At 72.4% G+C, this 22,807-nt stretch carries 19 protein-coding genes; 5 read left to right on the top strand and 14 right to left on the bottom strand.

What is annotated here, in order from left to right; all coding sequences use genetic code 11:
- Nucleotides 1-89: 89 nt before the first annotated feature.
- Together ACFQ58_RS02760 and ACFQ58_RS02765 are read left to right on the top strand one after the other, a co-directional pair.
- Nucleotides 90-638, top strand: a complete 549-nt coding sequence (locus ACFQ58_RS02760; RefSeq protein ID WP_376949293.1) for a hypothetical protein — start codon at nt 90-92, stop codon at nt 636-638.
- 168 nt (nt 639-806) lie between these two features.
- On the top strand, nt 807-1,982 hold the full coding sequence (locus ACFQ58_RS02765; protein WP_376949295.1) for a glycosyltransferase: 1,176 nt from the start codon (nt 807-809) through the stop codon (nt 1,980-1,982).
- A gap of 7 nt (nt 1,983-1,989) precedes the next feature.
- On the opposite strand, the gene ACFQ58_RS02770 is transcribed toward ACFQ58_RS02765, so the two are convergent.
- From ACFQ58_RS02770 to ACFQ58_RS02785, 4 genes are read right to left on the bottom strand one after another with little or no spacing between them, the layout of a single operon-like run.
- Nucleotides 1,990-3,117: a glycosyltransferase gene (locus ACFQ58_RS02770; protein ID WP_376949297.1), complete on the bottom strand. Its 1,128-nt coding sequence runs from the start codon at nt 3,115-3,117 to the stop codon at nt 1,990-1,992.
- A complete protein-coding gene (locus tag ACFQ58_RS02775; RefSeq protein WP_376949299.1) occupies nt 3,114-5,282 on the bottom strand; it encodes a glycosyltransferase family 4 protein in 2,169 nt (722 codons plus the stop codon). The genes ACFQ58_RS02770 and ACFQ58_RS02775 overlap by 4 nt, the downstream gene beginning before the upstream one ends.
- A complete protein-coding gene (locus tag ACFQ58_RS02780) occupies nt 5,279-6,448 on the bottom strand; it encodes a glycosyltransferase family 4 protein (protein ID WP_376949301.1) in 1,170 nt (389 codons plus the stop codon). The genes ACFQ58_RS02775 and ACFQ58_RS02780 overlap by 4 nt, the downstream gene beginning before the upstream one ends.
- Nucleotides 6,445-8,628, bottom strand: a complete 2,184-nt coding sequence (locus tag ACFQ58_RS02785; protein WP_376949303.1) for a glycosyltransferase — start codon at nt 8,626-8,628, stop codon at nt 6,445-6,447. The genes ACFQ58_RS02780 and ACFQ58_RS02785 overlap by 4 nt, the downstream gene beginning before the upstream one ends.
- A gap of 79 nt (nt 8,629-8,707) precedes the next feature.
- On the opposite strand from ACFQ58_RS02785, the gene ACFQ58_RS02790 reads away from it, so the two are divergent.
- Complete coding sequence (locus tag ACFQ58_RS02790) at nt 8,708-9,403, top strand: hypothetical protein (RefSeq protein ID WP_376949305.1); 696 nt, start codon at nt 8,708-8,710, stop codon at nt 9,401-9,403.
- Entirely contained in the window at nt 9,400-10,686 is a 1,287-nt protein-coding gene (locus ACFQ58_RS02795) for a glycosyltransferase (protein WP_376949307.1), read from the top strand. The genes ACFQ58_RS02790 and ACFQ58_RS02795 overlap by 4 nt, the downstream gene beginning before the upstream one ends.
- 257 nt (nt 10,687-10,943) lie before the next feature.
- Here ACFQ58_RS02795 and ACFQ58_RS02800 read toward each other — a convergent pair whose 3' ends face one another.
- Nucleotides 10,944-11,855, bottom strand: coding sequence for an alpha/beta hydrolase family protein (locus tag ACFQ58_RS02800; RefSeq protein ID WP_376949309.1), 912 nt, complete (start codon nt 11,853-11,855; stop codon nt 10,944-10,946).
- 72 nt (nt 11,856-11,927) lie between these two features.
- Between ACFQ58_RS02800 and ACFQ58_RS02805 the strand changes: the two genes are divergently transcribed.
- Entirely contained in the window at nt 11,928-12,605 is a 678-nt protein-coding gene (locus ACFQ58_RS02805) for a TetR/AcrR family transcriptional regulator (protein ID WP_376949311.1), read from the top strand.
- Between the two features lie 211 nt (nt 12,606-12,816).
- On the opposite strand, the gene ACFQ58_RS02810 is transcribed toward ACFQ58_RS02805, so the two are convergent.
- Genes ACFQ58_RS02810 through ACFQ58_RS02850 form a run of 9 tightly spaced genes read right to left on the bottom strand, consistent with a single transcriptional unit; the run spans nt 12,817 to nt 22,701 of the window.
- Entirely contained in the window at nt 12,817-14,229 is a 1,413-nt protein-coding gene (locus ACFQ58_RS02810) for an FAD-dependent oxidoreductase (protein ID WP_376949313.1), read from the bottom strand.
- A 44-nt stretch (nt 14,230-14,273) separates the two neighbouring features.
- Nucleotides 14,274-15,038, bottom strand: a complete 765-nt coding sequence (gene cobA / locus ACFQ58_RS02815) for a uroporphyrinogen-III C-methyltransferase (protein WP_376949315.1) — start codon at nt 15,036-15,038, stop codon at nt 14,274-14,276.
- Nucleotides 15,035-16,033, bottom strand: a complete 999-nt coding sequence (locus tag ACFQ58_RS02820; protein WP_376949317.1) for an ABC transporter permease — start codon at nt 16,031-16,033, stop codon at nt 15,035-15,037. The genes cobA and ACFQ58_RS02820 overlap by 4 nt, the downstream gene beginning before the upstream one ends.
- The gene (locus ACFQ58_RS02825; protein WP_376949319.1) at nt 16,023-16,766 is read right to left on the bottom strand and encodes an ABC transporter ATP-binding protein; all 744 of its coding nucleotides are present in this window, start codon (nt 16,764-16,766) and stop codon (nt 16,023-16,025) included. The genes ACFQ58_RS02820 and ACFQ58_RS02825 overlap by 11 nt, the downstream gene beginning before the upstream one ends.
- Nucleotides 16,767-16,777: 11 nt before the next feature.
- On the bottom strand, nt 16,778-17,902 hold the full coding sequence (locus ACFQ58_RS02830; RefSeq protein ID WP_376949321.1) for an ABC transporter substrate-binding protein: 1,125 nt from the start codon (nt 17,900-17,902) through the stop codon (nt 16,778-16,780).
- The gene (locus tag ACFQ58_RS02835) at nt 17,899-19,254 is read right to left on the bottom strand and encodes a sulfate adenylyltransferase subunit 1 (RefSeq protein WP_376949323.1); all 1,356 of its coding nucleotides are present in this window, start codon (nt 19,252-19,254) and stop codon (nt 17,899-17,901) included. Before ACFQ58_RS02835 ends, ACFQ58_RS02830 begins: the two co-directional genes overlap by 4 nt.
- On the bottom strand, nt 19,254-20,192 hold the full coding sequence (gene cysD, locus ACFQ58_RS02840) for a sulfate adenylyltransferase subunit CysD (RefSeq protein WP_376949325.1): 939 nt from the start codon (nt 20,190-20,192) through the stop codon (nt 19,254-19,256). Before cysD ends, ACFQ58_RS02835 begins: the two co-directional genes overlap by 1 nt.
- Nucleotides 20,189-21,025, bottom strand: a complete 837-nt coding sequence (locus ACFQ58_RS02845) for a phosphoadenylyl-sulfate reductase (protein ID WP_376949327.1) — start codon at nt 21,023-21,025, stop codon at nt 20,189-20,191. The genes cysD and ACFQ58_RS02845 overlap by 4 nt, the downstream gene beginning before the upstream one ends.
- Nucleotides 21,022-22,701 carry a nitrite/sulfite reductase gene (locus tag ACFQ58_RS02850; protein WP_376950326.1) on the bottom strand — a complete coding sequence of 560 codons (1,680 nt, stop codon included), beginning with the start codon at nt 22,699-22,701 and terminating at the stop codon, nt 21,022-21,024. Before ACFQ58_RS02850 ends, ACFQ58_RS02845 begins: the two co-directional genes overlap by 4 nt.
- Nucleotides 22,702-22,807: the final 106 nt, after the last annotated feature.

Raw genomic sequence — 22,807 nt, forward strand, 5'->3', positions numbered from 1 at the left:
GTGCTCGACGGATGGAGCACAGTACCTTTAGAGTTGGCTGAGTAATTTGCATCCCGCGATCACAGCCACTCAGCAAAGGAAGGCCCGACATGAGTGACCTCGAAGAACCGAAGTCCGGTATCACCCGCCGGACTGTCGCCAAGGCGGCTGCGTGGTCCGTTCCGGCCATCGCGCTCGCCGTTCCAACCCCGGCCTACGCGGTCGCGTCGCCTGAATTGATCGACCTCACGGGCGACGGCTGCAAGCTGCCGGGCAACGCCACCGACATCTTCAAGGGCTACGCGTTCGAAGCCGTCATCACCAACCCGAACCAGACCAGCGTCAACGTCTCGATCACCGACATCACCCTCAAGGGCGAAGACCTCGGCGCCGTCACGGTCGTACGACTCGACACCTGTCAGGTGCTGGGCTCTACGTTCGCCGTCGCCGGGGGGGCCAGCTTCCGCGTGGCGATCATCACTGCGAACGCTGCGAGCAGCGCGAACGGCACGCTCGTCGTCACCTACACGGCAGACAACGTCCCCGACGCGGCCACCGCGCAGGCGGACGCCGCTCCGCCGATCACTGGCGGCGGCGCCTGCACGACCTTCACCAACGCTGAGAAGACCTGCATCGAAGGCGTCTTCACCGCGCCTTGACACGCGTCAAGGACTGGAGATCCGGCAGACCCTCGAGTCTGCCGGATCTCTGTCATTCGGGGGCCCAGGCAACAGTGTCGTCCTGAGACGGCCGGCCGGAAGCATCGGTCGCGTCCGCCACGGCTCAGCGGCTGACGTTGCTCGAATGCGGAAGGCGAAGGGCAATTCGTGATCGACGTCCTCCACGCCATCACGCCCGGCGATCACTTCTCCCCTCGCACGGGCTCGGCGATCCCGACCGTGGTCGACGGGCTCGCCGCCGCGTCTCGTCGAGACGCGGCGCCGTTCCGGCACACCGTCGTGCTCGATCGTTCGACCATGCGACCGCGGTACGACAGTGCCGGAATCATCGAGTACACCGGAGCGCGAGGACCGACGCGGCGCGAGCGCATCGTGGACCTCGCCCGCGGTCGGATCGGACTTCCGCGCTCCGCCGTCGCACGCTTCTACGAGCCCGTCGCCGCGGCGATCCGTGCGCAGCGGCCGGCGATCGTGCTCGCGCACAACGCCCCGGTGCTCCCCTCGCTGTTGCGCGATACGCCGCACCGGGTCGTGCTGTACGCGCACAACGATCTCCTCCGCACCTATTCGCGTCCTGAGTCGGCGCGGATGCTCGATCGCGTCGCTGCGATCGTGTGCGTCGGCGAGGGATTGGCCGAGCGCACGCGCGACGCGCTTCCCGGACGGCTCGCCGAGCGGGTTCGCGTCGTGCGGAACGGCATCGATTGCGAACGGTTCGCACCGGCCCCGAATGGTGCCGTCGCGCCATCCGCCATCCGCGATGGCCGGATGCGAATCGTCTTCGTGGGTCGGATGGTCAGCGAGAAGGGCCCCGACGTCCTGATCCGGGCCGCCGAGCGACTCGGGCGTCCCGATGTCGAGTACCTGATGGTCGGAAGTCAGGGATTCGCACGCGACGCACCGTTGTCGGCGTACGAGCACGAGCTGCGCAGGCTCGCCGACCGGGCGACGGCCGAATCGGGTGCGGCGATCCGCTTCGAGCCTTTCGTCGACCGGATGGCGCTGCCCGACCTGCTTCGCAGCGCCGATCTGCTCGTGGTTCCGTCCCGATGGGCCGAGCCGAGCGGCCTCACCGCTATGGAGGGGCTCGCGACCGGGCTGCCGGTGATCGCCAGCCGCGCGGGTGGACTGCCCGACCTCGTCGGATCGGCCGGGGTGCTCGTCGAACCCGACGACCCGGGCGAGCTCGCGGACGCGATCGCAGCACTGGCCGACGACCCCGACAGGAGGCGGCGGATGGCGCATGCCGCTCGGGACCACGCGATCGCCCACGACTGGTCGCGGTCGTGGTCGCAGTTGCGCCGGGTGCTCGAGGAGCTCTGAAACGCGATTACCGCCGCGAGACGTCGAGCCGGTGGAGCACCGCCGCCATCGCGGCGACACGATCGCTCCAGTCCGCGACCGGCCCGTCGGCGCCGTCGGGGAAGCTCGATGCCGCCGGAACTGCCGCCCCGACCGCGGCGGCGAACGCCTCGCCTGAGGCGATCGTGATGCGCGGGTCGTCCGCGTCGCGGAATCCCGCGACCGGCGTCGACACCACCGGACGGCCGACGGCCTGGTACTCGTACAGCTTGATCGGGTCGAGACTGTCGGTGAACTCGGTCACGACGTGCGGCACGACGAGCACGTCGGCGTGCTGGAGGTAGCCGATCACGGCGTCGCGCGGGCGGGGGCCGAGCAGTCGTGCGCCGGCGTTGCCCAGCCGAGTCGCCTGGTCGCCGGCCAGCAGGTTGGGCCCGACCAGGACGAGGGTGCCCGCGTCGCCGAGGGCGCGGGCGGTCTCCTCGCAGAGGTCGACATCGATCCGGTCGGGGTGGACGGTGCCGAGGTAGAGCGCGATCGGGCCGCCGGGCAGATCGGCGGGCCGCGGCGCAGCGCGGCGGTAGGCGTCGGCATCGACGGCGTTCGGGATCAGCGCGACGGGGCGGTCCGCCCCCTTGCGGCGCTGGAGCTCGGGCGAGCACACGACCACCTCGCGGGCGAGAGCGAGGAGCCGGCTTTCATTGGCCGCGGCACGTCGGCGTTCCGATTCCGCTCGATCGGCCGCGAGCCAGTCGTCGGTGATGTCGTACAGCGTCGGCCACCCCGACCGCTCCGCAAGACCCACAGCCCCGGGGTCGTTGATCCACAGCAGCGGATGCCGCGTGCCGAGCGATTCAGCGGCCCGCATCACGGCTCGCGCGAGGCGCTCGTCGGTCTTCTGGTCGAGCCGGCGGGGCAGCCACTTGACGGGGCGCATCGTGAAGAGCCGCCCGGGCGCGACATCCGGAACCTCTCGAACCCCCCGCGCGAGCGACGGCGCCCGCCCTGAGCGCACGTCGTGGGTCGGGTCGGCGGGCGGCTCGACGAACAGGACGCGCAGCGTGGGATCCGCGCGCAGCAGGCCGGCGACGAGGTGCTGGTTGCGGCGCCAGACATCGTCCCACGCCTCGAGCGAGACCACGACGAGATCGGTCACCGGGCCCTCCGGTAGACGGCCTCGGTCGCATCGGTCTGCGAGCGGAGCGAAAACTCCTGCTGCTGGCGCTTGCGCGCCGCGAGGGACAGTGAGTTGCGGCCGGGCTCGTCCTCCGCGAGCGAGCGCAGGTTGCGGGCGGCCGCGTCGATGTCGCCTGGCGGGAACAGCGCGCGGGCGTCGAGCCCGGAGAGCAGGTCGAGGTGGCCGGCCGCGCCCGCGGCGACCACCGGGAGCCCGCTCGCCATGGCCTCGAGCGCGGTGAGCCCGAGCCCTTCGACCGGACACGGTGCGATCAGCAGGCCGGCGCGATCCAGGACCAGGGGCAGGTCGGTGCGGTACCCGAGGAACCGCGTGGCGGCGCCGATGTCGAGCTCATCTGCGAGCCGCTCGAGCTCAGCGCGCTCAGGACCGGCGCCGGCGATCTCGAGGGTCCAGCCGTCGGCGGCGAGTCCGGATGCCGCGAACGCACGGATGCCCACGTCGGTGCGCTTCTCCGGCTGGAGGCGCTGCGCGATGAGGACGACCCGATCCCGCACGGCGACGTCGCGCAGCGGGCGGTTCTCGATGCCCGTATGGACCACGGTGCTGGCGCCGTCGACGGCGTCGGCGACCCCCCGGCTGATCGCGATCTGCGCGTCGAGCCGGCGTCGTACGACCAGGTCGATCGGCACCGGGCCGACCCGCCCGCGCGGCTTCGCGAAGTGCCGTGTCGCGACGACGGCGGGGCGGCGTGATCGACGCACGAACCACAGGGCGAGCGCGGTGCCGACATCGGCCGCGGTCATGTGGGTGTTCACGACCTCGACCGTGCGGCAGAGCCGACGCACGGCGCGCGTGACCTCGATCGTGCGTGCCGCCGGCACGTGGTCGATGCCGACCTCCGCCAGGGCCGGTCGCATCCGGTCGGTCGCGCCGCCGATCACCGTGACACGGTGACCGTCGGTGGCCTGGGCGAGTGCGAGGCGCAGCACGAACTGCTCGACGCCCGAGAAGCCGTCGGAACGGATGGCGTGCAGGATCCGCAGCGGGCCCCCGGCCGTCGACGCTCGATCGGAAGCTAGGGACTCGACGAGGTCGAGGTACTGTCGCGCCACACGCGGCCAGGAGTAGACCTCGGCCGTGCGTCGCGCGCGAACACGCCAGGGTGCGGCATCCGCCTGCGACAGCTGGTGAAGACGAGCGCCGACGGATGCGGCGTCGCGCTCGACGAGGAATCCGTTCTCGCCGTCGACGAGGACGTCGGGCGCGAAGCCCACGCGAGTCGACACCACCGGCAGACCGCACGCGAGCGCCTCGAGCACGACGAGCGCGTTCGCCTCGTAGGCGCTGGGGAGCACGAGAACGTCGCCAGCCCACAGGAACGGAACCGGATCGCGGTGCGTGCCGACGAACTGCACGCGCTCGGCCACGCCCGCGCTCCGGGCCTGGGCGTGAGCGCGACGGATCATCTCGGCCGACCCGCCGACCACGAGGAGCACCGCGTCGGGCGCCGCACGCAGCGCCGCCATGGCGATGGGCAGACCCTTGCGTTCGAACTCGTGGCCGATGAACACCGCAATGGTGCGGTCGTCGTCGACGCCGAGCTCGCCTCGTGCCTCGGCACGCTCCGAGGCATCCGGCGGCCGGAACCGCTCGATGTCGACCCCGTTCGGGATCACGTGGATCGGCGCACGGACGTGGCTGTACGTCGAGACGAGCAGGTCGGCCTCCGCTCTCGTCAGCGCGACCACCGCGCGATGCGTGCGTCCGCGATAGCGGACGCGGTCCCGCACGGCGGTGAACAGGTGAACGGGGTTGCGGACCATCCGCCAGACGTAGTCGCCCCGCGCACGCATCGCAGCCTGCAACAGACCGTGGTTGACGTAGATGTCGCCCGCCATGACGTCGTTGTGCGTGATCGCCACGGCGTCGGGGCGAGCGGCGAGGAACCGTCGCGCCCGCCGGGTCCCGACCGTGCTGAACCAGATGACGTTGCGTGCGCGGGTCAGATGGGTGGCGAGCGGAGTACGGCCTCGCAGGTTCCTGGGCGGCCCTCCGGCGTCACCGGCCGTGAACCGCTCGACCGTCGCGCCCGCGGCGATGAACTCGCGCTCCAGCGCGTAGGCCACCCCGGCGACACCGCTCCCGGGCCCGATCGACGGAGCGATCTGGACGATGTGCGTCATCCGGTGCGCCTTGCGAGGGGATGCTTCGAACCCTCTCCGGAACGCTCGTCGACCAATTCCTCGGCGAGCTTGAGGTAGCGCTCCGCGATCGCGGGCCATCCGTGCGACTCGACGGACTCACGGGCGCGCCGAGCCCATGCGGCGAGTTCGCCGTCAGGCATCGTCCCGAGCTGATTCATCCGCTCACCCACCGCTCGTCCGTCACGCTCGACGAGGAAGCCGTTCACGCCATCGACCACCACCTCGGGCGCGTAACCGACGGGAGTGGCGATCGCGGGCAATCCGCAGGCCAGCGCCTCCAGCACGACGAGGGCGTTCGCCTCGTAGGCGCTGGGCAACACGAAGAAGTCAGAGGCATGCATCAGCGGCGCGGGAAAGTGACGCGAGCCGAGGAACAGGACGCGCTCGCCTACGCCGAGCTCTGTCGCCTCGGCGTAGGCCTCGGCGATGATGTCTGATCTGCCGCCGAGCACGAGCAACAACACGCTCGGGGCGTAGGTCAACCCTTGGATGGCGTAGGAGAGTCCTTTTCGCGAGAATTCGTGTCCCACGAAGATCGCGACTCGGTCCTCGGGTCCGAGCTTCAGTTCGGCCCGCGCGGCGAGCCGTTCCTCGGGTGTCGGCGGATGGAACAGATCGAGGTTGACGCCGTTCGGGATGACCTCGACACGCGGCCGGACCCGGCCGTACGTGGCGTGAAGGTCTGCCGCATCCTTCTCGGAGAGGCACACCACCACACGGTGCGTACGACCCCGGTACCGGATGCGGTCTCGGAGGTAGATGAAGTCCTGAACGGGATTGCGGTAGATCTGCCAGGTGGAACGGCCCCGCGCCCGCATGGAGGCGAGCAGCACCCCGTGATTCACGTACACGTCGCCCGCCAGGATGTTGTTGTGGCAGATCACGACAGCGTCGGGTCGTTCCGCGAGGAACCGCTTCGCCCGGATGGTGCCCATCGTGCTGAACCAGATCTGGCGCCATCCACCGCGAATGCGTGCGAGCAGCGGATGATTCGGCACCGACCTGGACCTCGCCCGGCTGACGTCGTTGTAGGTGTAACGCTCGACCTCTGCGCCGAGCGCCTTGAACTGCTCGTCGAGATTCGCTGCGACGCCGGCGACGCCGGTGCCCTTGCCGATGTACGGCACGATCTGCACGATCCTCATGCGGCCCCCTCGGTCGTTGGCGCTCGGAAGCGCGATTCGACGCGCACCGGCCCCAGTCGGTAGATGGCCGCACGTCGGCGTGCGGCCGTGCCGCGCTCGCCAGGCAGCAGGATGGCTCGTGCCGTCGATCCGAGCCACTGCCCGGCTCGTGCCCACTGCCAGCCGAGCGCGCCGTAGTGCTTGCGCAGGTAGCGCTCCTGCGACGCGTGGAAGTGCGCCTCGCGCCGGCGCGGATCGCCGCCCGTGCCGGCGCCGACGTGCGTCGCGCGCGCCTCGGGCACCGCGGCGTGGCGCCATCCGAGGCGGTGCGCGCGGTAGGCCCAGTCGGCCTCTTCGGCGTAGAGGAAGAAGCGCTCGTCGAAGGCGCCGACCTGCGCGAGCGCCTCGGCGCGCAGCAGCAGCACCGAGCCGATCACGTACGACGGGTCGCGGCGCAGGCGTGCGAGGCCGAGCGCCTCGAGCCAGGTGCCCGCGGGCGACGGCAGCCACCAGTCCACCCGAGCCGGACGGCCGTCGTCGTCGACCTGGACCGGGCCGACGCTCGCGAGGTCGTCGGTCGCGCGTAGGCCGCGCTCGAGCGCGGCGATGTCGGCCGGCGTGATCGCGGCATCGGGATTCAGCAGCAGCACGTCGGCTCCCGCCACGAGCCGGTCGGCGAGGGCGACGTTCACGCCCGCGGCGAAGCCGCCGTTGCGGCCCGGGTCGAGGTAGCGCACGCCGAGCTCGGCGCAGAGGGCGGCGATCTCGGGCATGGACGAGTTGTCGACGACGGTGACGGGCAGCTCGCGCACGGGCTCCAGCGCCCGCCGCAGCAGGTCGGGGGAGCCGTAGGCGACCACCACGACCTCGACGGGGCGCCCGTCCGCGGCGTCGGTCGCGTCATCCGTCAGAGCCGGGGCAGCGGATGGTTCGTGCCGCACCGCGCGGTAGAGGTCGAGGTAGTCGCGGCCCACCGCGCTCCAGCTGCACTCCTCGGCGCGGACGGCTCCTGCGGCCCGCAGTTCCGCGGAGCGCGGACCCGCCGCCTCGACGAGTGCCTCGGCCAGCGCGCCCACATCGCCCGCCGGCACGACGATGCCGGCGCCCGCGACGACTTCGGGCAGGGCGCCCGCGTCGCTCGACACGACGGGGATGCCGCACGCCATCGCCTCGATCGCGACGCGGCCGAACTGCTCGGTCCACGACGGGGTTGGCAGCGATGGCACGGCGAGTACGTCGAGAGACCGGAGGAACGCGGGGACGTCGTCGGGGTCGACGGCGCCGACGAGTTCGAGGCGATCCTCGACGCCGGCCGCCGTGGCACGCGCAGGCAGCCCGGCGGCGAGCGGGCCGGTTCCGCCGACGCGGAGCCGCAGGCGCGGCTCGCGCGCGAGTGCGTTGATGAGGACGAGGAGGCCCTTCTCGGGGACGAGGCGCCCGAGCACGCCGACGGTGATGGACCCCGTCGGCTCCGGGACCTCCGTCGGATGCTCGCGAGTCCCGACTTCCTGCGGGTCGACCCGCCCGAACTCGGGATTCGCGGAATGAGGCTGAAGCACGCCATCCGTCGGTGTGACGCGAGTCCCGCCTTCCTGCGGGTCCACCCGCCCGAACTCGGGATTCGGGGCGCTGGGCCGAGCCGCGACATCCGCCGCCGGTCGGAATCGCTCGAGATCGACCCCGAGCGGGATGACCCGCGCCCGCCCGGCGAAGCCCTTCGCCTCGGCGATGCGCGCGGCCTCGGCGTTGCAGGCCGAGATGCCAGATGCGGTGCGCAGGGCGTGTCGCTCGAACCAGCGGAACGGGATCGGGTACCGCTTGCGGAGGTTCTGCGCCGTATACAGGACGACGGGCGAGTGGTCGCCGCCCCGCCGCCGCCACCCGCACAGAGCGCGCAGCAGCAGGAACTCGGCGGTCGCGAGCGCGAACGGCTCCTCGTGCACGTCGAGCACGTCCCACGATTCGCCGAGCGCACGCCAGATCGGACGCGGGTCGTACACGAACAGCGCGGGATGCCGACCGAAGGTACGGGCGCCGGTCACACGCTCGCCGGGGCGAGGAGCGAGGACCACCTCGGCGCCGCCCGCATGCCACGTGCGCGCGCAGATCAGCGCGACGTCGACGCCCAGCTCGGTGAGTGCACGCTCGCGACCGCGCCACTCGTCGACGACGGCACTGTGCGAGACCCTGAGTACGCGCACCGCACCCCCTCTAGAATCCTGTCAGGAAACCTTATCCGGGGCGGGGCCCGGGTCGCCGTTCGAGTCAGGGGGTGGTGGCGTGAGCCCGGAGTCCTTCACCGTGCTGGTCGTGTGCACGGGCAACCTCAACCGCTCGGCCCTCGGCGCTGCGCTGCTGCGAACGTGGGCCGGATGGTACCTTCCAGCGTCGCTCGCCGAGCGAGTGCAGGTCACGAGCGCCGGGCTTGCCGCGCCGGTCGGCAGCCACATGCGCACGCGCAGCCGGTCGATCGCCGCGACGCTCGGCGCCGACGCGTCGGGGCACCGCGCGGTGCAGGTCACCGAGCCCATGATCCGTGGGGCCGACCTGGTGCTCGTCGCCGAGGCGTCGCAGCGCGAGAAGGTGCTCGGCTTCGTCCCGGGTGCGCTGAAGCACACGTTCACCATCCGCGAGGTCGGCGCCATCGCGGGTGAGCTGCCCGAGTGGGCGCCGCCGACGTCGGTCGACGACCTGCGCTCGAGGCTCGTGCAGTTCGGCGCGAACCGCGCGCTCGCGAACGGCGCGCCATCCGACATCATCGACCCCCAGGGCAAGGACGACGAGGCCTACCGCATCATGGCGCGCGAGGAGGTGCCCGCGCTGGCTCGACTCGCGTCGGCGCTGTTCGGCATGCCGGCGCGCGAGGTCGTCGCCTACGACGAAGCGGTGGCGGATGCCGCGGCCTTCCCGTTCGGCGAGGTCGCCGCCGATTCGGGTGCCGACGCGCCGCGTCCGCGAGGCCGGCGGCAGGCGTGAATCGCGAACCCGTCTCCGGCGACGATGGCGCAGCGGATGTCGCGCCTGAGCCCGCCACACGACCCATGCGCGTGCTGCACCTCGACCACACGAGCGCGGCCGGCGGCGCCGAGTATGCGCTGCTCCGGATGCTGCAGGCCGGACCTCGATGGGCCCCGTTCCTGCTCATGGCGCCGCCCGAGGACCGCCACGAACGGGGGATCTACGACGCGATCCCTGCTCGCGTGCCGCGCCGGATCGGCGGGGTACGCCAGCCCGCCGGTGCCAGCTCGGGCGGACGGCTGACCGCGCTGGTCGTGGGCGTCCGCGTGCTCGTGCAGGCGGCGGCAGTGCGCAGCTCGCGCGCGTTCCTGAGCGCCGACCTCGTCGATGCCAACACCGCCCGCGCGGCTGCGTACGGGGCGTTCGCCGTGCGCGGCACGCGCAGGGCGTTCGTCGTACACCTGCGCGACCTGGTCGACCCGGGCGCGCTCGGTCGCTCGGGGCACGCGCTCATGACCCGGGTGGTGCTGCCGCGAGCCGACGGGGTCGTCGCCAACTCGCGGGCGACCCTCGAGTCGGCGCGCCCATTCCTGCGCGCCGGGGTGCCGGCCGAGGTCATCCCGAGCGCGTCGGGGCTGCTGGTGCGCGGTGCGCGTGGCGGGGCGGATGGCGCGACCGCCGCGACCGCCGCGCCTGGGGTCGGAGGCCCGATCCGCGCGGTCGGCCTGCTCGCGCGCATCGACCCGTGGAAGGGCCAGGAGCTGCTGCTCGAGGCCTTCGCGCGGGTGTTCCGCGGCCGCGACACGCGACTGCAGCTCGCGGGCGGCGCGCCGTTCGGACACGAGGCGTTCGCCGAGACGTTGCGGCGTCGCGCCGCCGAGCTCGGCGTGGGCGCCCAGCTCGACCTGCCCGGGCATGTCGCCGACGTCGGCGCCCTGCTGTCGGGGTGGGATGTCGCGGTGCAGGCCTCGACGCGTCCCGAGCCGCTCGGCCAGAACGTCCTCCAGTACCTCGCCACCGGCCGGGCGGTCGTCGTCGCCGACGAGGGTGGCCCCGCCGAATGGGTCGAGGACGGCGTCAACGGACTCGTCGTCCCGCCCCGCGACGTCGACGCGCTCGCCGACGCGCTCGCCCGCCTCGACGCCGATCCGGACCTGCGGGCCCGACTCGCCTCGGCCGCCGCGGCCACGCCGGGCCTCCTTGACGACGCCGCCGTCACGCGCGCCCACGAGGCGTTCTACGCGCGCGTGCTCGCGTCGGTCGCGGTCCGCCGCGCCGCCGCCTCGCGCCGCTCCCGCTGACGCGAACTCGGCGGGTGGACCCACGCTCGCGCGCGTGGTCTCCGTTCAACCCAGCGGATATACGATCCGACACCCCGACCGATCCGCGCGCCCGGGGGCGCGTCGGCCATATATCCGCCGACCTGGACGGTTCGGACCCTGCCCGTGGGCGCGCGGCGCGGAGCGACATCCCCGTTTCAGGAGAACCGAGGGTCGTCAGGAGCGATCGCCCGGAAGCGTCCTGAGCGTGCTCCTGAAACGGAGCAGGCCGACGCGCGTCAGGTCGTGCGCGTCGTCTCAGCGGATGTCGCGCCGAGCGCGTCGACGCCGGCCGGGCCGTGCGTGACGAACGCGGTGACGGCGTCCAGGGCCGGGTCGGCGCCGAGGATGCGCGAGTGCCCGGCGCCCTCCGTGAGCACGAGGCGTGACCGGGCGCCGTGCGCGGCATGCAGGCGGATGGCCTCGTCCACCGCGACCTCGCGGTCGCCGCGATCGTGCACGACGAGCAGCGGCATCCGCTCGGGAAGGGGATGCGCGACGCTGTCGAAGCGCGGCCACGGGTCGTCGAGGTGCGACAGGATGCGTCGCGCGAACCGGTCGGCGAGGGCGTCGGCCGTCGCGGTGCCCACGCCGAGCCGCGCGGCGAACGAATCGACGAGGTAGCGCGCGTCGGCCATGCCGGCGATCGCGACGAGCGCGCCGGCGGATGCACCGTTCCGGATCGCGGCCGCGCTCGCCATCGCACCGAACGAGTGGCCGATGACGGCGTGGAAGCGCCCCTCGCGCGACTGCAGGGCCTCGATGGCGGCCAGCCAGTCGCGCACGTCGGTGCGGCGACCGGCCGATTCGCCATTGGCGGGAACGTCGAACGCCACGAGCCGGAATCCCTCGGCGCGGAGTTCGCGCACGATGGGCGCGAACTGCGACGCGCGGCCGCGCCATCCGTGCACGAGGAGGATCGTGTCGGGACCGCTGCCCCATTCGTAGGCGATCACGTCGCGGCCGCGGACGCGGAGCAGGCTGCGGCGAGCCGACTCGTGCACCGCGCGGTCGCCGTCGCGGACGGGGAGGCGCGGCCCGACGCGCATGAACAGCGGCAGTGCGAGGGCGGCGGCCGCTTCGGGCGACGTGCGCTCGGCGAGGCGGATGGCGCGGACCTGCGCCCCGAGGGCGACATCGGTGATGGACACGGCGGTCTCCGATCAATCAATACGAACGGTCGTACGTTGAGTATACGAACGATCGTGCGTAAAATCGAGAGGGTGAGCACGGAGACTTCGGCCAGGGTGCGCCCGACCGACGGACGACGCGTCCGCGGCGACGCCTCGCGACGCGCCGTGCTCGCGGCGGCTGTCGACCTCGCCTCGGTCGAGGGCCTCGACCAGCTCTCGATCGGCCGCATCGCCGATGCCGCATCGGTGAGCAAGAGCGGGGTCGCCACGCTGTTCGGCAGCAAGGAGCGCCTGCAGTTGGCGACCGTCGAGGCCGCGCGCGAGCGATTCGTCGAGGCCGTGCTCACGCCGGCGCGAGAACTGCCCCGCGGCCTCGGACGCGTGCTTTCACTGGTCGACCTCTGGATCGCGTACTCGCGCGATCGGGTCTTCCCCGGGGGCTGCTTCTTCGCCGAGGCCGCCGCCGACTTCGACGCGAAGCCCGGCGAGGTCCGCGAGGCGATCCGCCGCGCCCTCGACGATTGGGAGGGCTACCTCGCGGCGTCCCTCGCGCACGCACGCGACCTGGGCGACCTGCCGATGCTCGACGACCCCGCGCAGGTCGCGTTCGAGTGCAGCGCCCTGCTCGACCTCGCGAACCGCGATTCCCTGATGCGCGGGACGAACGTGTCGTACCGTCGCGCGCGCGTCGGCGTCGCCGCGCGCCTGCGCACCGCGGGCGGCGACGAGGCGGCCATCGCCGCCTTCGCCGCCATCCCCGACAACTGACGCATGACGCCTGACATCCCCACGGCGTGGGGAGGAGATCGCGCGGTCCGGAGGACGCGATCGCGCAGATGAACCGCCAGTCCGCGCGTTCGCCTCCGAACCGGCCGACAGGGCCTCCATGCGCAGCCTCATCTCAGGAGAACGCGCCCGGATCAGGACGGAATCGCCGATTCCGTCCTGATCCGCGGCCGTTCTCCTGAAGCGAAGCGGGTCAGCCCGCGACGAGCGCCCCCGCGCGCGACAGCTCGACCTGCTCGTCGCGCGGCACGACCTTGACGCGCTCGCGCGCGACGGGGCCCTCGAACGCCTCGCCGAGGCCGCGCTCGTGTGCGTCGAGCGCGAGCCATCCGTTCCAGGTCGTGAAGCGGATGCCGCGGGCCTCGAGCAGCTCGAGCACCACGTCGCCGTCCTCGGCCGCCACCGTGGGCCTCTCGAGCACGCCGGAGTTCGCGTCAGACACCAGGTTCGTGATGGTCTCGAGCGCGTCGCCCTTCGTGTGACCGATGAGGCCGACGGGACCACGCTTGATCCAGCCGGTCGCGTACACGCCCGCGATCGGCTCGCCCGCACCATCCGTCACCCGGCCACCGGCGTTCGGAATGACGCGGGCCCGGTCGTCGAACGGCACGTCAGCGATCGGCGAGCTCGCGTAGCCGACCGCGCGGTACACGGCCTGCACGGGCACGTCGACGAACTCGCCGGTGCCGACGACCGAGCCGTCGCCCACGGGACGGGTCCGCTCGAAGCGCACGCCCTCCACCGCGGACGTCCCGAGCACCTCGACCGGCGCGTGGAAGAAGTGCAGGTGCAGACGGCGGGACGCGGTCGGCTGCCAGTCGGCGGGCTTGCGCCATCCGTTCAGCGTGCGGGTCATGACCTTGACCTGGTTGTTCGTCGCGAGCAGGTGCGCGGCGTGCTCGTCTCCCTCGGCGCGCGCGAAGTCGTCGTCGTACACGACGATGTCGACGTCGGGCACCTCGCCGAGCTCGCGCAGCTCGATGGGCGTGAACTTCACCTGCGACGGGCCGCGGCGGCCGAACACGTGCACGTCGGTGACGGGCGAGGCGAGCAGGCCCTCGTGCACATTCGCGGGGATGTCGGTCGAGAGCAGGTCGGCGGGATGCTTCGCCAGCACGCGCGCGACATCCAGTGCCACGTTGCCGTTGCCGATGACCGCGATCGACTGCGCCTCGAGCGGCCACTCGCGCGAGACATCCGGGTGCCCGTCGTACCAGGCGACGACGTCGGCGGCGCCGTACGAGCCGGGCAGGTCGATACCGGGGATGTCGAGGGGTGCGTCCTTGAGCGCGCCCGTCGCGAAGATCACCGCGTCGTAGCGCTCGCGCAGCTCGTCGACCGTGACATCCCGCCCGACCTCGACGTTGCCGATGAGGCGGATGGTGCCCTCGTCGAGCATCTCGTGCAGCGAGTTGACGATGCCCTTGATGCGCGGGTGGTCGGGCGCGACGCCGTAGCGGATCAGGCCGTACGGCGCGGGCAGCGATTCGAACAGGTCGATCGCGACCTGTCCGCCTGCCTCGTCGACCTGGCGGCGGAGGATGTTGCCGGCGTAGATGCCGGCGGGGCCGGCGCCGACGATCGCGACACGGAGGTTGAGGGTCATGAGGGCATGGCCTTTCGAGGGAAGTGCAAGGGGAAGTGGTCAGGTCAGTCGGTGGCGGTGACGGATGCCGCGAGCTCGGCCGGCGCGTACGGGCTCAGCCGCACGACATCGCCGACCACCACGACGGCGGGCGAGCGGACGCCGCGCACCGCGGCCTGATACGCGATCGTGCCGAGCGTGCCGACCGTCACGCGCTGGTTCGAGCCGTATCCATCCTCCACGATCGCGACCGGGCAGTCGGCACCGCGTTCGCCACGCGCGAGCGTGATCGCGGAGTTCGCGAGCGTGCCGACGCCCATGAGCAGCACGACCGTGTGGTCGCGCCCGCCGTCGAGGGCCTGGATCTGGTCGTGCCCGGTGACGACGGTGAACGTGGTGGCGAGTCCGCGATGCGTGAGCGGGATGCCCGCGATCGCCGGCACCGAGACCGCGCTCGTGATGCCGGGCACCACCTCGACCTCGATGCCGCGGTCGCGGCAGTACGCGAGCTCCTCGCCGCCGCGCCCGAAGATGTACGGGTCGCCGCCCTTGAGGCGGACGACGCGCTTGCCGTCGCGGGCGAGCGTCACGAGCAGCTCATTGATCGCGTCCTGGGGCACGGCATGGTGGCCGGGCAGCTTGCCGACGTCGACGACCTCGGCCGTGAGTTCGACGCCCTCGGCGGCGAGTCCGTCGAGCACCGAACGGGCGCCGAGGCGGTCGGCGACGATCACGTCTGCCGCTTCGAGCGCGCGCAGGCCGCGGATGGTGAGCAGGCCCGGGTCGCCGGGACCGGCGCCGACGAGAAGGACGCGTCCGGCGGCGCTCATCGGGCACGCTCCGCGAGCAGGCCCCGGCGGCGCAGCATCCGTCGCTCGAGCGGGGCGAAGAACACGAGCTCGATGAGGATGCCGATCGCGAGGATCACGAGGATCGTGGAGAGGACGCCCGCCAGGTCGGCGAGCTCGCGTGTCTGCTGCAGCATCGAGCCGAGGCCGAAGCCGATCGTGCCGCCCATCGCGATGATCTCCGCCGCCATGAGCGAGCGCCACGAGAACGCCCAGCCCTGCTTGAGGCCCGCGACGTAGCCGGGCAGCGCGGCAGGGAGCACGACGAGGGTGGCGAGCTGCGAGCGGCCGGCGCCGAGCACCGTGCCGACCCGCCGGAGCTGCGGCGGCACCTGGTCGACGCCGGCGATGAGGCCGTTCACGATCGACGGGATGGCGCCCATGAGGATGACGAAGTACACCGTGGCATCCGTCAGCCCGAACCAGATGATGGCGGCCGGCACCCAGGCGACCGACGGGAGCACCTGCAGCCCCGAGATGATCGGGCCGACCGCTCGGCGCAGCGGGCGCGCCTCGGCGAGCAGGAGGCCCAGCGGCGTGCCGACGACGATCGCGATGAGGAATCCGAGGATGCCGCGCTCGAGGCTCGTGGCGATCGCGAGCTGGAGCCGGCCGGACTCCCAGGCCGCCGAGATCGCGTTCACCACGTCGGCCGGTGCCGGCACGATGTCGGGCCGCGGCTGGGCGATGACGATGTATAGCTGCCAGGCCGCGACGAGGGCCACCAGGAACAGGATGGGCGGCAGCACGCTGGTGGTGAACCGGCGCCACGCGCTCGGGCGGCGCTCGGGCGTGGTCTGCAGCCGGTCGAGGCCGGCCTCGAGGCTGCGGAGGTCGTCGCTTTCGGGGGTTGAGGAGCCGCGCAGCGGCGTCTCGAAACCCGCCCCGCGATGGGCAGCCTCGTCCGGCCGGGTCTCGAGACGCGCCTCCGGCGCTCCTCGACCCTCGGATTCTTCGAGCAGGATGTCACGCGGCATTTCGGCGGATCTCCTTCCGCAGTTGCTCGGTGATCTCGATGGAGAGGGCCGCGACCTCGGGCGACTCGATGCGTCGGCCCGCCGTCTCGGCGATGCGCCACTCGCCCGCGACCCGGCCGGGCCGGCTCGACAGGAGCACGACCCGCTGGCCCAGGCGCGCGGCCTCGCGCACGTTGTGGGTGACGAACACGATGGTGCGGCCGGTCTGGCGCCACACGCGCTCGAGCTCCTCGTGCAGGAGGTCGCGCGTGATGGCGTCGAGCGCGGCGAACGGCTCGTCCATGAGGAGCACCGGGCGGTCCTGCGCCAGCGCCCGCGCGAGGGCGACGCGCTGGCGCATGCCGCCCGACAGCTCGTGCGGACGCTTCTCGGCGGCATCCGCGAGGTTGACGACGTCGAGGAGCTCGCGCGCAACCCCGGCCCGCTGCGCGCGCGGCACCCCGCGCAGGCGCAGCGCGAGCTCGACGTTCGCGCGTGCCGTGAGCCACGGCATGAGCGCCGACTCCTGGAACATGACCGCCGAGCCCTCGGCCGGGGTCTCGATCGCGCCCGTCGTAGGCCGGTCGAGGCCCGCGATGAGGTTCAGCAGCGTCGACTTGCCGCAGCCCGAGGCCCCGAGCAGGCAGACGAACTCACCCGCGCTGATCGTCAGGTTCACGTCGTCGAGCACGAGCGGCCCGGCGCCGAAGCGCTTGCCGAGGTGCTCGACGCGGATGGCCGTCTGCCCGCTCATGGGTCGACTCCCTACTCCTCGCCGAGGCCGCCCGCGGAGACGGGCTCCTCGCCGGCCTCGTCGAGCAGGCCGTTCAGCAGTCGCAGGTCGAACAGGCCCTCGATCGAGCCGTCCTTCTGCGTGCCGGCCTCGAGGCCGTTCTCGACGAGCGTCGTGAAGGTCTCGGCGTGCGGGTCGTCGGAGAACGTCACGTGCTCGAGCGAGCGCGTGATGACCTCGTCGGCGAGCGCCTTGCCGGTCTCGGCCTCGAGGGCCGCGTTGATGATCGCGGGGGCCTCGGCGGCGTTCTCGTCGAGCCAGGCGAGCGACGCGAGGTGGCCCTCGAGCAGCGCCTCGACCGTCTGCGGGTGCTCGGCGAGGAAGTCGGCGTTCACGAGCAGCACGGTCGTCGGGAAGTTCCCGTCCTCCCAGAGGTCGGCCTCGTCGACGAGCACCTCGGCACCCGCGTCGACGATGAGCCGCGACACCCACGGCTCGGGCAGCCACGCGCCGTCGACCTCGCCCTGCTGGAACAGGGTGAGCGTCTGCGCGTTCTCGGTCGGCGTGATCTGCACGTCGCCGCCACCCGAGGTGTCGGTCGTGTAGCCCTCGTCGGCGAGCCAGCTGCGCAGCGCGACATCCTGCGTGTTGCCGAGCTGCGGCGTCGCGAGCGTCGTGCCCTCGAGGTCCTCGGGCGAGTCGATGCCGTCGCGCACGACGAGCGCGGCGCCGCCGGTCGCGACGCCCGCGACGATGCGCGCCGACTGGCCGCCCGACTGGATGAAGGTGTTGATCGACGGGTTCGGGCCGATGAAGGTCGCGTCGATCGCGCCCGCGGTGAGCGCCTCGATCGCGGCCGGGCCGGCGTTGAAGACCTGGGTCGAGATCGTCGTGTCGCCGAGCGCCTCCGCGAAGAGGCCCTCCTCGAGGCCGACGAGCGCGGGGGCGTGCGTGACGTTCGCGAAGTAGCCCAAGCGCAGCTCCTCCGCGGGCGTGCCGGTCGCCTCGGGCGCCGCGTCGGCCTCGCTGCCCGCGCCCGCGGCGGGCTGGGCCGCGCAGCCGGTGAGGGTCGCGCTCAGGATGATTCCCCCGGCGAGCATCATGCCGGCGAGGTCTCCGAGTCGGGTAGAGCGGATGGCGCGCGGACGTGCGGTCATGCTGAATCTCCTTCGGTGACGATGCCGGCGGCGAGGGTCGCGCCGTCGTGCGGATGGATGACGAGGAACGCCCCCGCCCGGCGGTGTGCGGCGTACGGCTCGACGGCGAGGTCCGCCGCGAGCTTCAGCCGCACGAGTCCGATGTCGTTCGTCTCGAGCACCGCCGTGGGCGTGGTCTCGAGGGTGTCGAGGTCGAGTCGACCCCGGATGGCGGTCACGAGCGCCTGCACGGTCGTCGTGCCGTGCTTCACCAGCACCCGGCTGCCCGTGGTGAGCGGGCGCCCGTCGAGCTGGAACACGTCGGCGTCGAGCTCGCGCCGCGGCGCGGACAGCGAGCCGGCGGCGGCGATCACGGCGCCGCGCGCCGCATCGACCGGGTCGGCCAGGCGCAGCGACACCGAGAGCGGGGCGGATGCCTCGTCGACCGCGACCGGGCCGCGGTCGATGCCCACGACGGTGGTCGTGATCCCCGCGGGGAACACCTCGACCGGGTCGCCGACGCGGACCGTGCCCGACTCGATGCGGCCCGCGAAGGCCCGGTAGTCGCGGAAGTCGTCGGGGCCCAACGCGAGCTCCGGCGAGAGCGCGCCCTGCGGGCGGACGACGAGCTGCACCGGCAAGCGAAGCGCCTCGAGGTCGGTCTCGAGCTCGTCGATCGTCGACAGCTCCTCGAGCAGCTCGAGCAGGCTCGGTCCCTCGTACCAGGGCGTGTTCGCCGAGCGTTCGACCACGTTGTCGCCCGCGAGGGCCGACACGGGGATCACGTGCGCGTCGGGCAGGCCGAGGTCGCGCGCGAGGGTCGCGACATCCGCCGCCACCGCCTCGAACGCCGCCCGGTCGTAGCCGGTGAGGTCGATCTTGTTGACGGCGACGACCACGTGCGGCACGCGCAGCAGCTGCACGACGGCGAGATGGCGTCGCGTCTGCTCGAGCACGCCGTTGCGCACGTCGACGAGCACGACGACCGCGTCGGCCGTCGCCGAGCCGGTGACCATGTTGCGCGTGTACTGCACGTGACCGGGGCAGTCGGCGAGGATGAACGACCGGCGGCCCGTCGAGAAGTAGCGGTAGGCGACGTCGATCGTGATGCCCTGCTCGCGCTCCGCACGCAGGCCGTCGGTCAGCAGCGCGAAGTCGATCGCGCCGGGCTCGCCGCCGAAGCCGCGCTCGGCGCTGGTGCGAGCGACCGACTCGAGCTGGTCGGCGAGGATCGCCTTCGAGTCGTGCAGCAGGCGGCCGACGAGGGTCGACTTGCCGTCGTCGACCGATCCGGCGGTCGCGAAGCGGAAGAGGGAGCCGGTCGTCACGGCGCCGCCGTCGGTCGTCGTCGGGGCGGGGGTCGTCGCGCTCATCAGAAGTACCCGTCCTTCTTGCGGTCCTCCATGGCCGCCTCCGAGAGGCGGTCGTCGGCGCGGGTCGCACCGCGCTCGGTGAGGGTGGATGCCGCGACCTCGCGCACGATGTCGGGCAGCGTCGCGGCATCCGACAGCACCGCACCGGTGCAGCTGAGGTCGCCGACGGTGCGGTACCGCACCGTGCGGCGCTCGACCGTCTCACCGTCGCGCGGCGCGGACACGGCGCTCACAGCGAGCCACATGCCGTCGCGCGCATAGACGTCGCGCTCGTGCGCGAAGTACAGCGGCGGCAGCGCGATGCCCTCGCGCTCGATGTAGCGCCACACGTCGAGCTCGGTCCAGTTCGAGATCGGGAACGCGCGCACGTGCTGGCCGACGGTGTGGCGGCCGTTGTACAGGCTCCAGAGCTCGGGGCGCTGGTTGCGCGGGTCCCACTGGCCGAACTCGTCGCGCAGCGAGATGATGCGCTCCTTGGCGCGAGCCTTGTCCTCGTCGCGGCGTGCGCCGCCGAAGACCGCATCGTGCTTGCCGGCCGCGATGGCGTCGAGCAGGGGCTGCGTCTGCAGCGGGTTGCGCGTGCCATCCGCTCGCTCCTGCAGGCGGCCGTCGTCGAGGTAGTCCTGTACCGAGGCGACCTCGAGGCGGATGCCGAGCCGCTCGACCGTCTCGTCGCGGAAGCGCAGCACCTCGGGGAAGTTGTGGCCGGTGTCGACATGCAGCACCGGGAACGGGACCTTCGCGGGCCAGAACGCCTTGGTCGCGAGGTGCAGCACGACGACCGAGTCCTTGCCGCCCGAGAACAGCAGCACGGGGCGCTCGAACTCGGCGACGACCTCGCGGATGATGTGGATCGCCTCGGCCTCGAGCGCGTCGAGCGCGTCGAGCGCGTCGAGCCCCGCGGTGGTCTCGCGCGTCGGCGTGGTCGTGTCGGTCATAGGTGCAACCCGCATTCCGTCTTGGCGAGTCCGGCCCAGCGGCCCGACCTCGGGTCCTCGCCCGCGGCGACGGGCTTCGTGCACGGCTCGCAGCCGATCGAGGGATAGCCCTGCGACATCAGGAGGTTCACGGGCACCTGGAACGCGCCCGCGTAGTCGAGCAGGTCGTCGAAGGTCCACGCCGCCACGGGATTGACCTTCACGAGTCCGTTGCGCTCGTCGTACGTGACGAGCGGCGTGAGCGCGCGCGTGGGCGCCTCGTCGCGACGGACGCCGGTGAACCAGACCTCGTAGCCGCTGCCGAGGGCTCGCTGCAGCGGCTCGACCTTGCGACGTGCGCAGCACAGGCCGGGGTCGCGGGCGAACAGCTCGGCGCCGAACTCGGCGTCCTGCTCGTCCACGGTCTGCTCGGGCAGGACGTCGACGATCCGCACGTCGAGCTGTCGGGCGACCTCGTCGCGCGTGGCGTACGTCTCGGCGAAGTGGTACCCCGTGTCGAGGAAGAGCACGTCGACGCCCGGGAGGTACTGCGCCACCAGGTGCGGCAGCGCGGCATCCGCCATGGAGCAGGCGACCGCCGCGGCATCGGTCGCGAAGTTCGCCGCGACCCACGCGACGACCTCGGCCGGGGATGCCTCCTGGTCGGTCAGGCTCCCGAGTTCGGCGTTGCCGGCCTCGGCGAGCGCGCGCAGCTCGTCGGCCGAGCGTGTGGGGGTTGAGGAGCCGCGCAGCGGCGTCCCGAACCCCTGTCGCGCGGTGGCCGGGTTTCGAGACGGGCGCTGCGCGCCCTCCTCAACCCTCGACTGTGCGAGCCCGATGTTGCGCGCGCTCATCGCAGCGCCTCCTCGTCGGCGCGGTGTGCCCACTGGGCGAAGGTCTCACCGGCGGCCGCGTCGCGCTCCGCGAGGAACCGGGTGACCACCCGCTCGACGTAGTCGGCAATGCCGTCCGCGGCGACCTTGAGGCCGCGCACCGTCCGGCCGAGGCCGGCCTCGTCGCGGTCCTGCGACGCGAGCCCGCCGCCGAGGTGCACCTGGTACCCGGGCACCTGCTCGCCGTCGATCGTGACGAGCTGGCCCTTGAGCCCGATGTCGGCGGTCTGGATGCGCGCGCACGAGTTGGGGCATCCGTTCACGTGCAGGGCGATCGGGTGCGGCAGGTCGAAGGCGGCGAGCCGCTCCTCGAGGTCGAGCACGGCAGCCGTCGCGTACGCCTTGGTCTCGACGATCGCGAGCTTGCAGAACTCGATGCCCGTGCAGGCGATCGTGCCGCGGCGGATGAGGCTCGGCCTGGCCTGGAGCCCGAGCTCGTCGAGGCCGGCGACGAGCGACTCGACGCGGTCCTCGGGGATGTCGAGGATGACGACCTTCTGGTGCGGCGTGGTGCGCAGCCGGGTCGATCCGTGGGCCTCGACGAGGTCGGCGAGCTTCGTCAGGACCGGCCCGGAGACGCGCCCGACGATGGGCGTCGCGCCCACGTAGAACCGGCCGTCCTTCTGGCGGTGCACGCCGACGTGGTCGCCGGGGGTCGCGGGCGTCGGCGCGGCCGGGCCGTCGGGCAGCGCGGAGCCGAGGTACTCGGTCTCGAGGACCTCGCGGAACTTCTCCACGCCCCAGTCGGCGAGCAGGAACTTCAGGCGCGCCTTGTTGCGCAGTCGCCGGTAGCCGTAATCGCGGAAGATCTGTGCGACGCCGTGCCAGGCGTCGGCCACCCGGTCGGGGGCGACGAAGACGCCCAGCCGCTCAGCGAGCCGCGGCGCGGTCGAGAGCCCTCCGCCGACCCACAGGTCGTAGCCGATCCCGAGGGTCGGGTGCTCGACCGCGACGAACGCGACGTCGTTGATCTCGTGCACGACGTCCTGGCTGGGGTGGCCGGTGAGGGCCGACTTGAACTTGCGCGGCAGGTTCGCGAGCGACTCGTCGCCGATGAAGCGCGACGTGATCTCGTCGATCTGCGGGGTCGGGTCGATGAGCTCGTCGGCGGCGATGCCGGCGACCGGCGAGCCGAGCACCACGCGTGGGACGTCGCCGCACGCTTCGGTCGTGCCGAGGCCGACGGCCTCGAGGCGGCGCCAGATCTCGGGCACGTCCTCGACGCGGATCCAGTGCAGCTGCACGTTCTGCCGGTCGGTGAGGTCGGCCGTGTCGCGCCCGAACTCGGTCGAGATGCCGCCGATGACCCGCAGCTGCTCGGTCGTGAGCTGCCCGCCGTCGATGCGGACGCGCAGCATGAAGTACTCGTCCTCGAGCTCGTGGGGCTCGAGGGTGGCGGTGCGCCCGCCGTCGATGCCGGGCTTGCGCTGCGTGTAGAGCCCCCACCAGCGGAAGCGGCCGTGCAGGTCGGTCGGATCGATCGACGCGAAGCCGCCGGCCGCGTACGTCGACTCGATGCGCTCGCGCACCGCGAGGCCGCCGTCGGCCTGCTTCCACTCCTCGTTGCCGTTGAGCGGCGTCGTGCCGTCGACCTTCCACTGCCCGTTCGGCTTCGCCGAAGGGCGGGGCGTGCGGATGTCGCGTGCCGGGCGCTCGCCGCGGTCGGGACGCTCGCCGGGTGCGGGACGGCCGGCGCGCGGCGGCCGCGTCGCGGCATCCGTCGTCTCGATCGTCACGGGGTTC

This window comes from Agromyces sp. NPDC056523 (assembly GCF_042794545.1).
Classification (GTDB): Bacteria; Actinomycetota; Actinomycetes; order Actinomycetales; family Microbacteriaceae; genus Agromyces.

Bases quoted from the DNA above. Each gene is read 5' to 3' on its own strand.
- ACFQ58_RS02760 (WP_376949293.1), top strand. From the start codon at position 90: ATGAGTGACCTCGAAGAACCGAAGTCCGGTATCACCCGCCGGACTGTC.
- ACFQ58_RS02775 (WP_376949299.1), bottom strand. From the start codon at position 5,282: ATGACGCACATCGTCCAGATCGCTCCGTCGATCGGGCCCGGGAGCGGT.
- ACFQ58_RS02780 (WP_376949301.1), bottom strand. From the start codon at position 6,448: ATGAGGATCGTGCAGATCGTGCCGTACATCGGCAAGGGCACCGGCGTC.
- ACFQ58_RS02810 (WP_376949313.1), bottom strand. From the start codon at position 14,229: ATGACCCTCAACCTCCGTGTCGCGATCGTCGGCGCCGGCCCCGCCGGC.
- cobA (WP_376949315.1), bottom strand. From the start codon at position 15,038: ATGAGCGCCGCCGGACGCGTCCTTCTCGTCGGCGCCGGTCCCGGCGAC.
- ACFQ58_RS02820 (WP_376949317.1), bottom strand. From the start codon at position 16,033: ATGCCGCGTGACATCCTGCTCGAAGAATCCGAGGGTCGAGGAGCGCCG.
- ACFQ58_RS02825 (WP_376949319.1), bottom strand. From the start codon at position 16,766: ATGAGCGGGCAGACGGCCATCCGCGTCGAGCACCTCGGCAAGCGCTTC.
- ACFQ58_RS02830 (WP_376949321.1), bottom strand. From the start codon at position 17,902: ATGACCGCACGTCCGCGCGCCATCCGCTCTACCCGACTCGGAGACCTC.
- ACFQ58_RS02835 (WP_376949323.1), bottom strand. From the start codon at position 19,254: ATGAGCGCGACGACCCCCGCCCCGACGACGACCGACGGCGGCGCCGTG.
- cysD (WP_376949325.1), bottom strand. From the start codon at position 20,192: ATGACCGACACGACCACGCCGACGCGCGAGACCACCGCGGGGCTCGAC.
- ACFQ58_RS02845 (WP_376949327.1), bottom strand. From the start codon at position 21,025: ATGAGCGCGCGCAACATCGGGCTCGCACAGTCGAGGGTTGAGGAGGGC.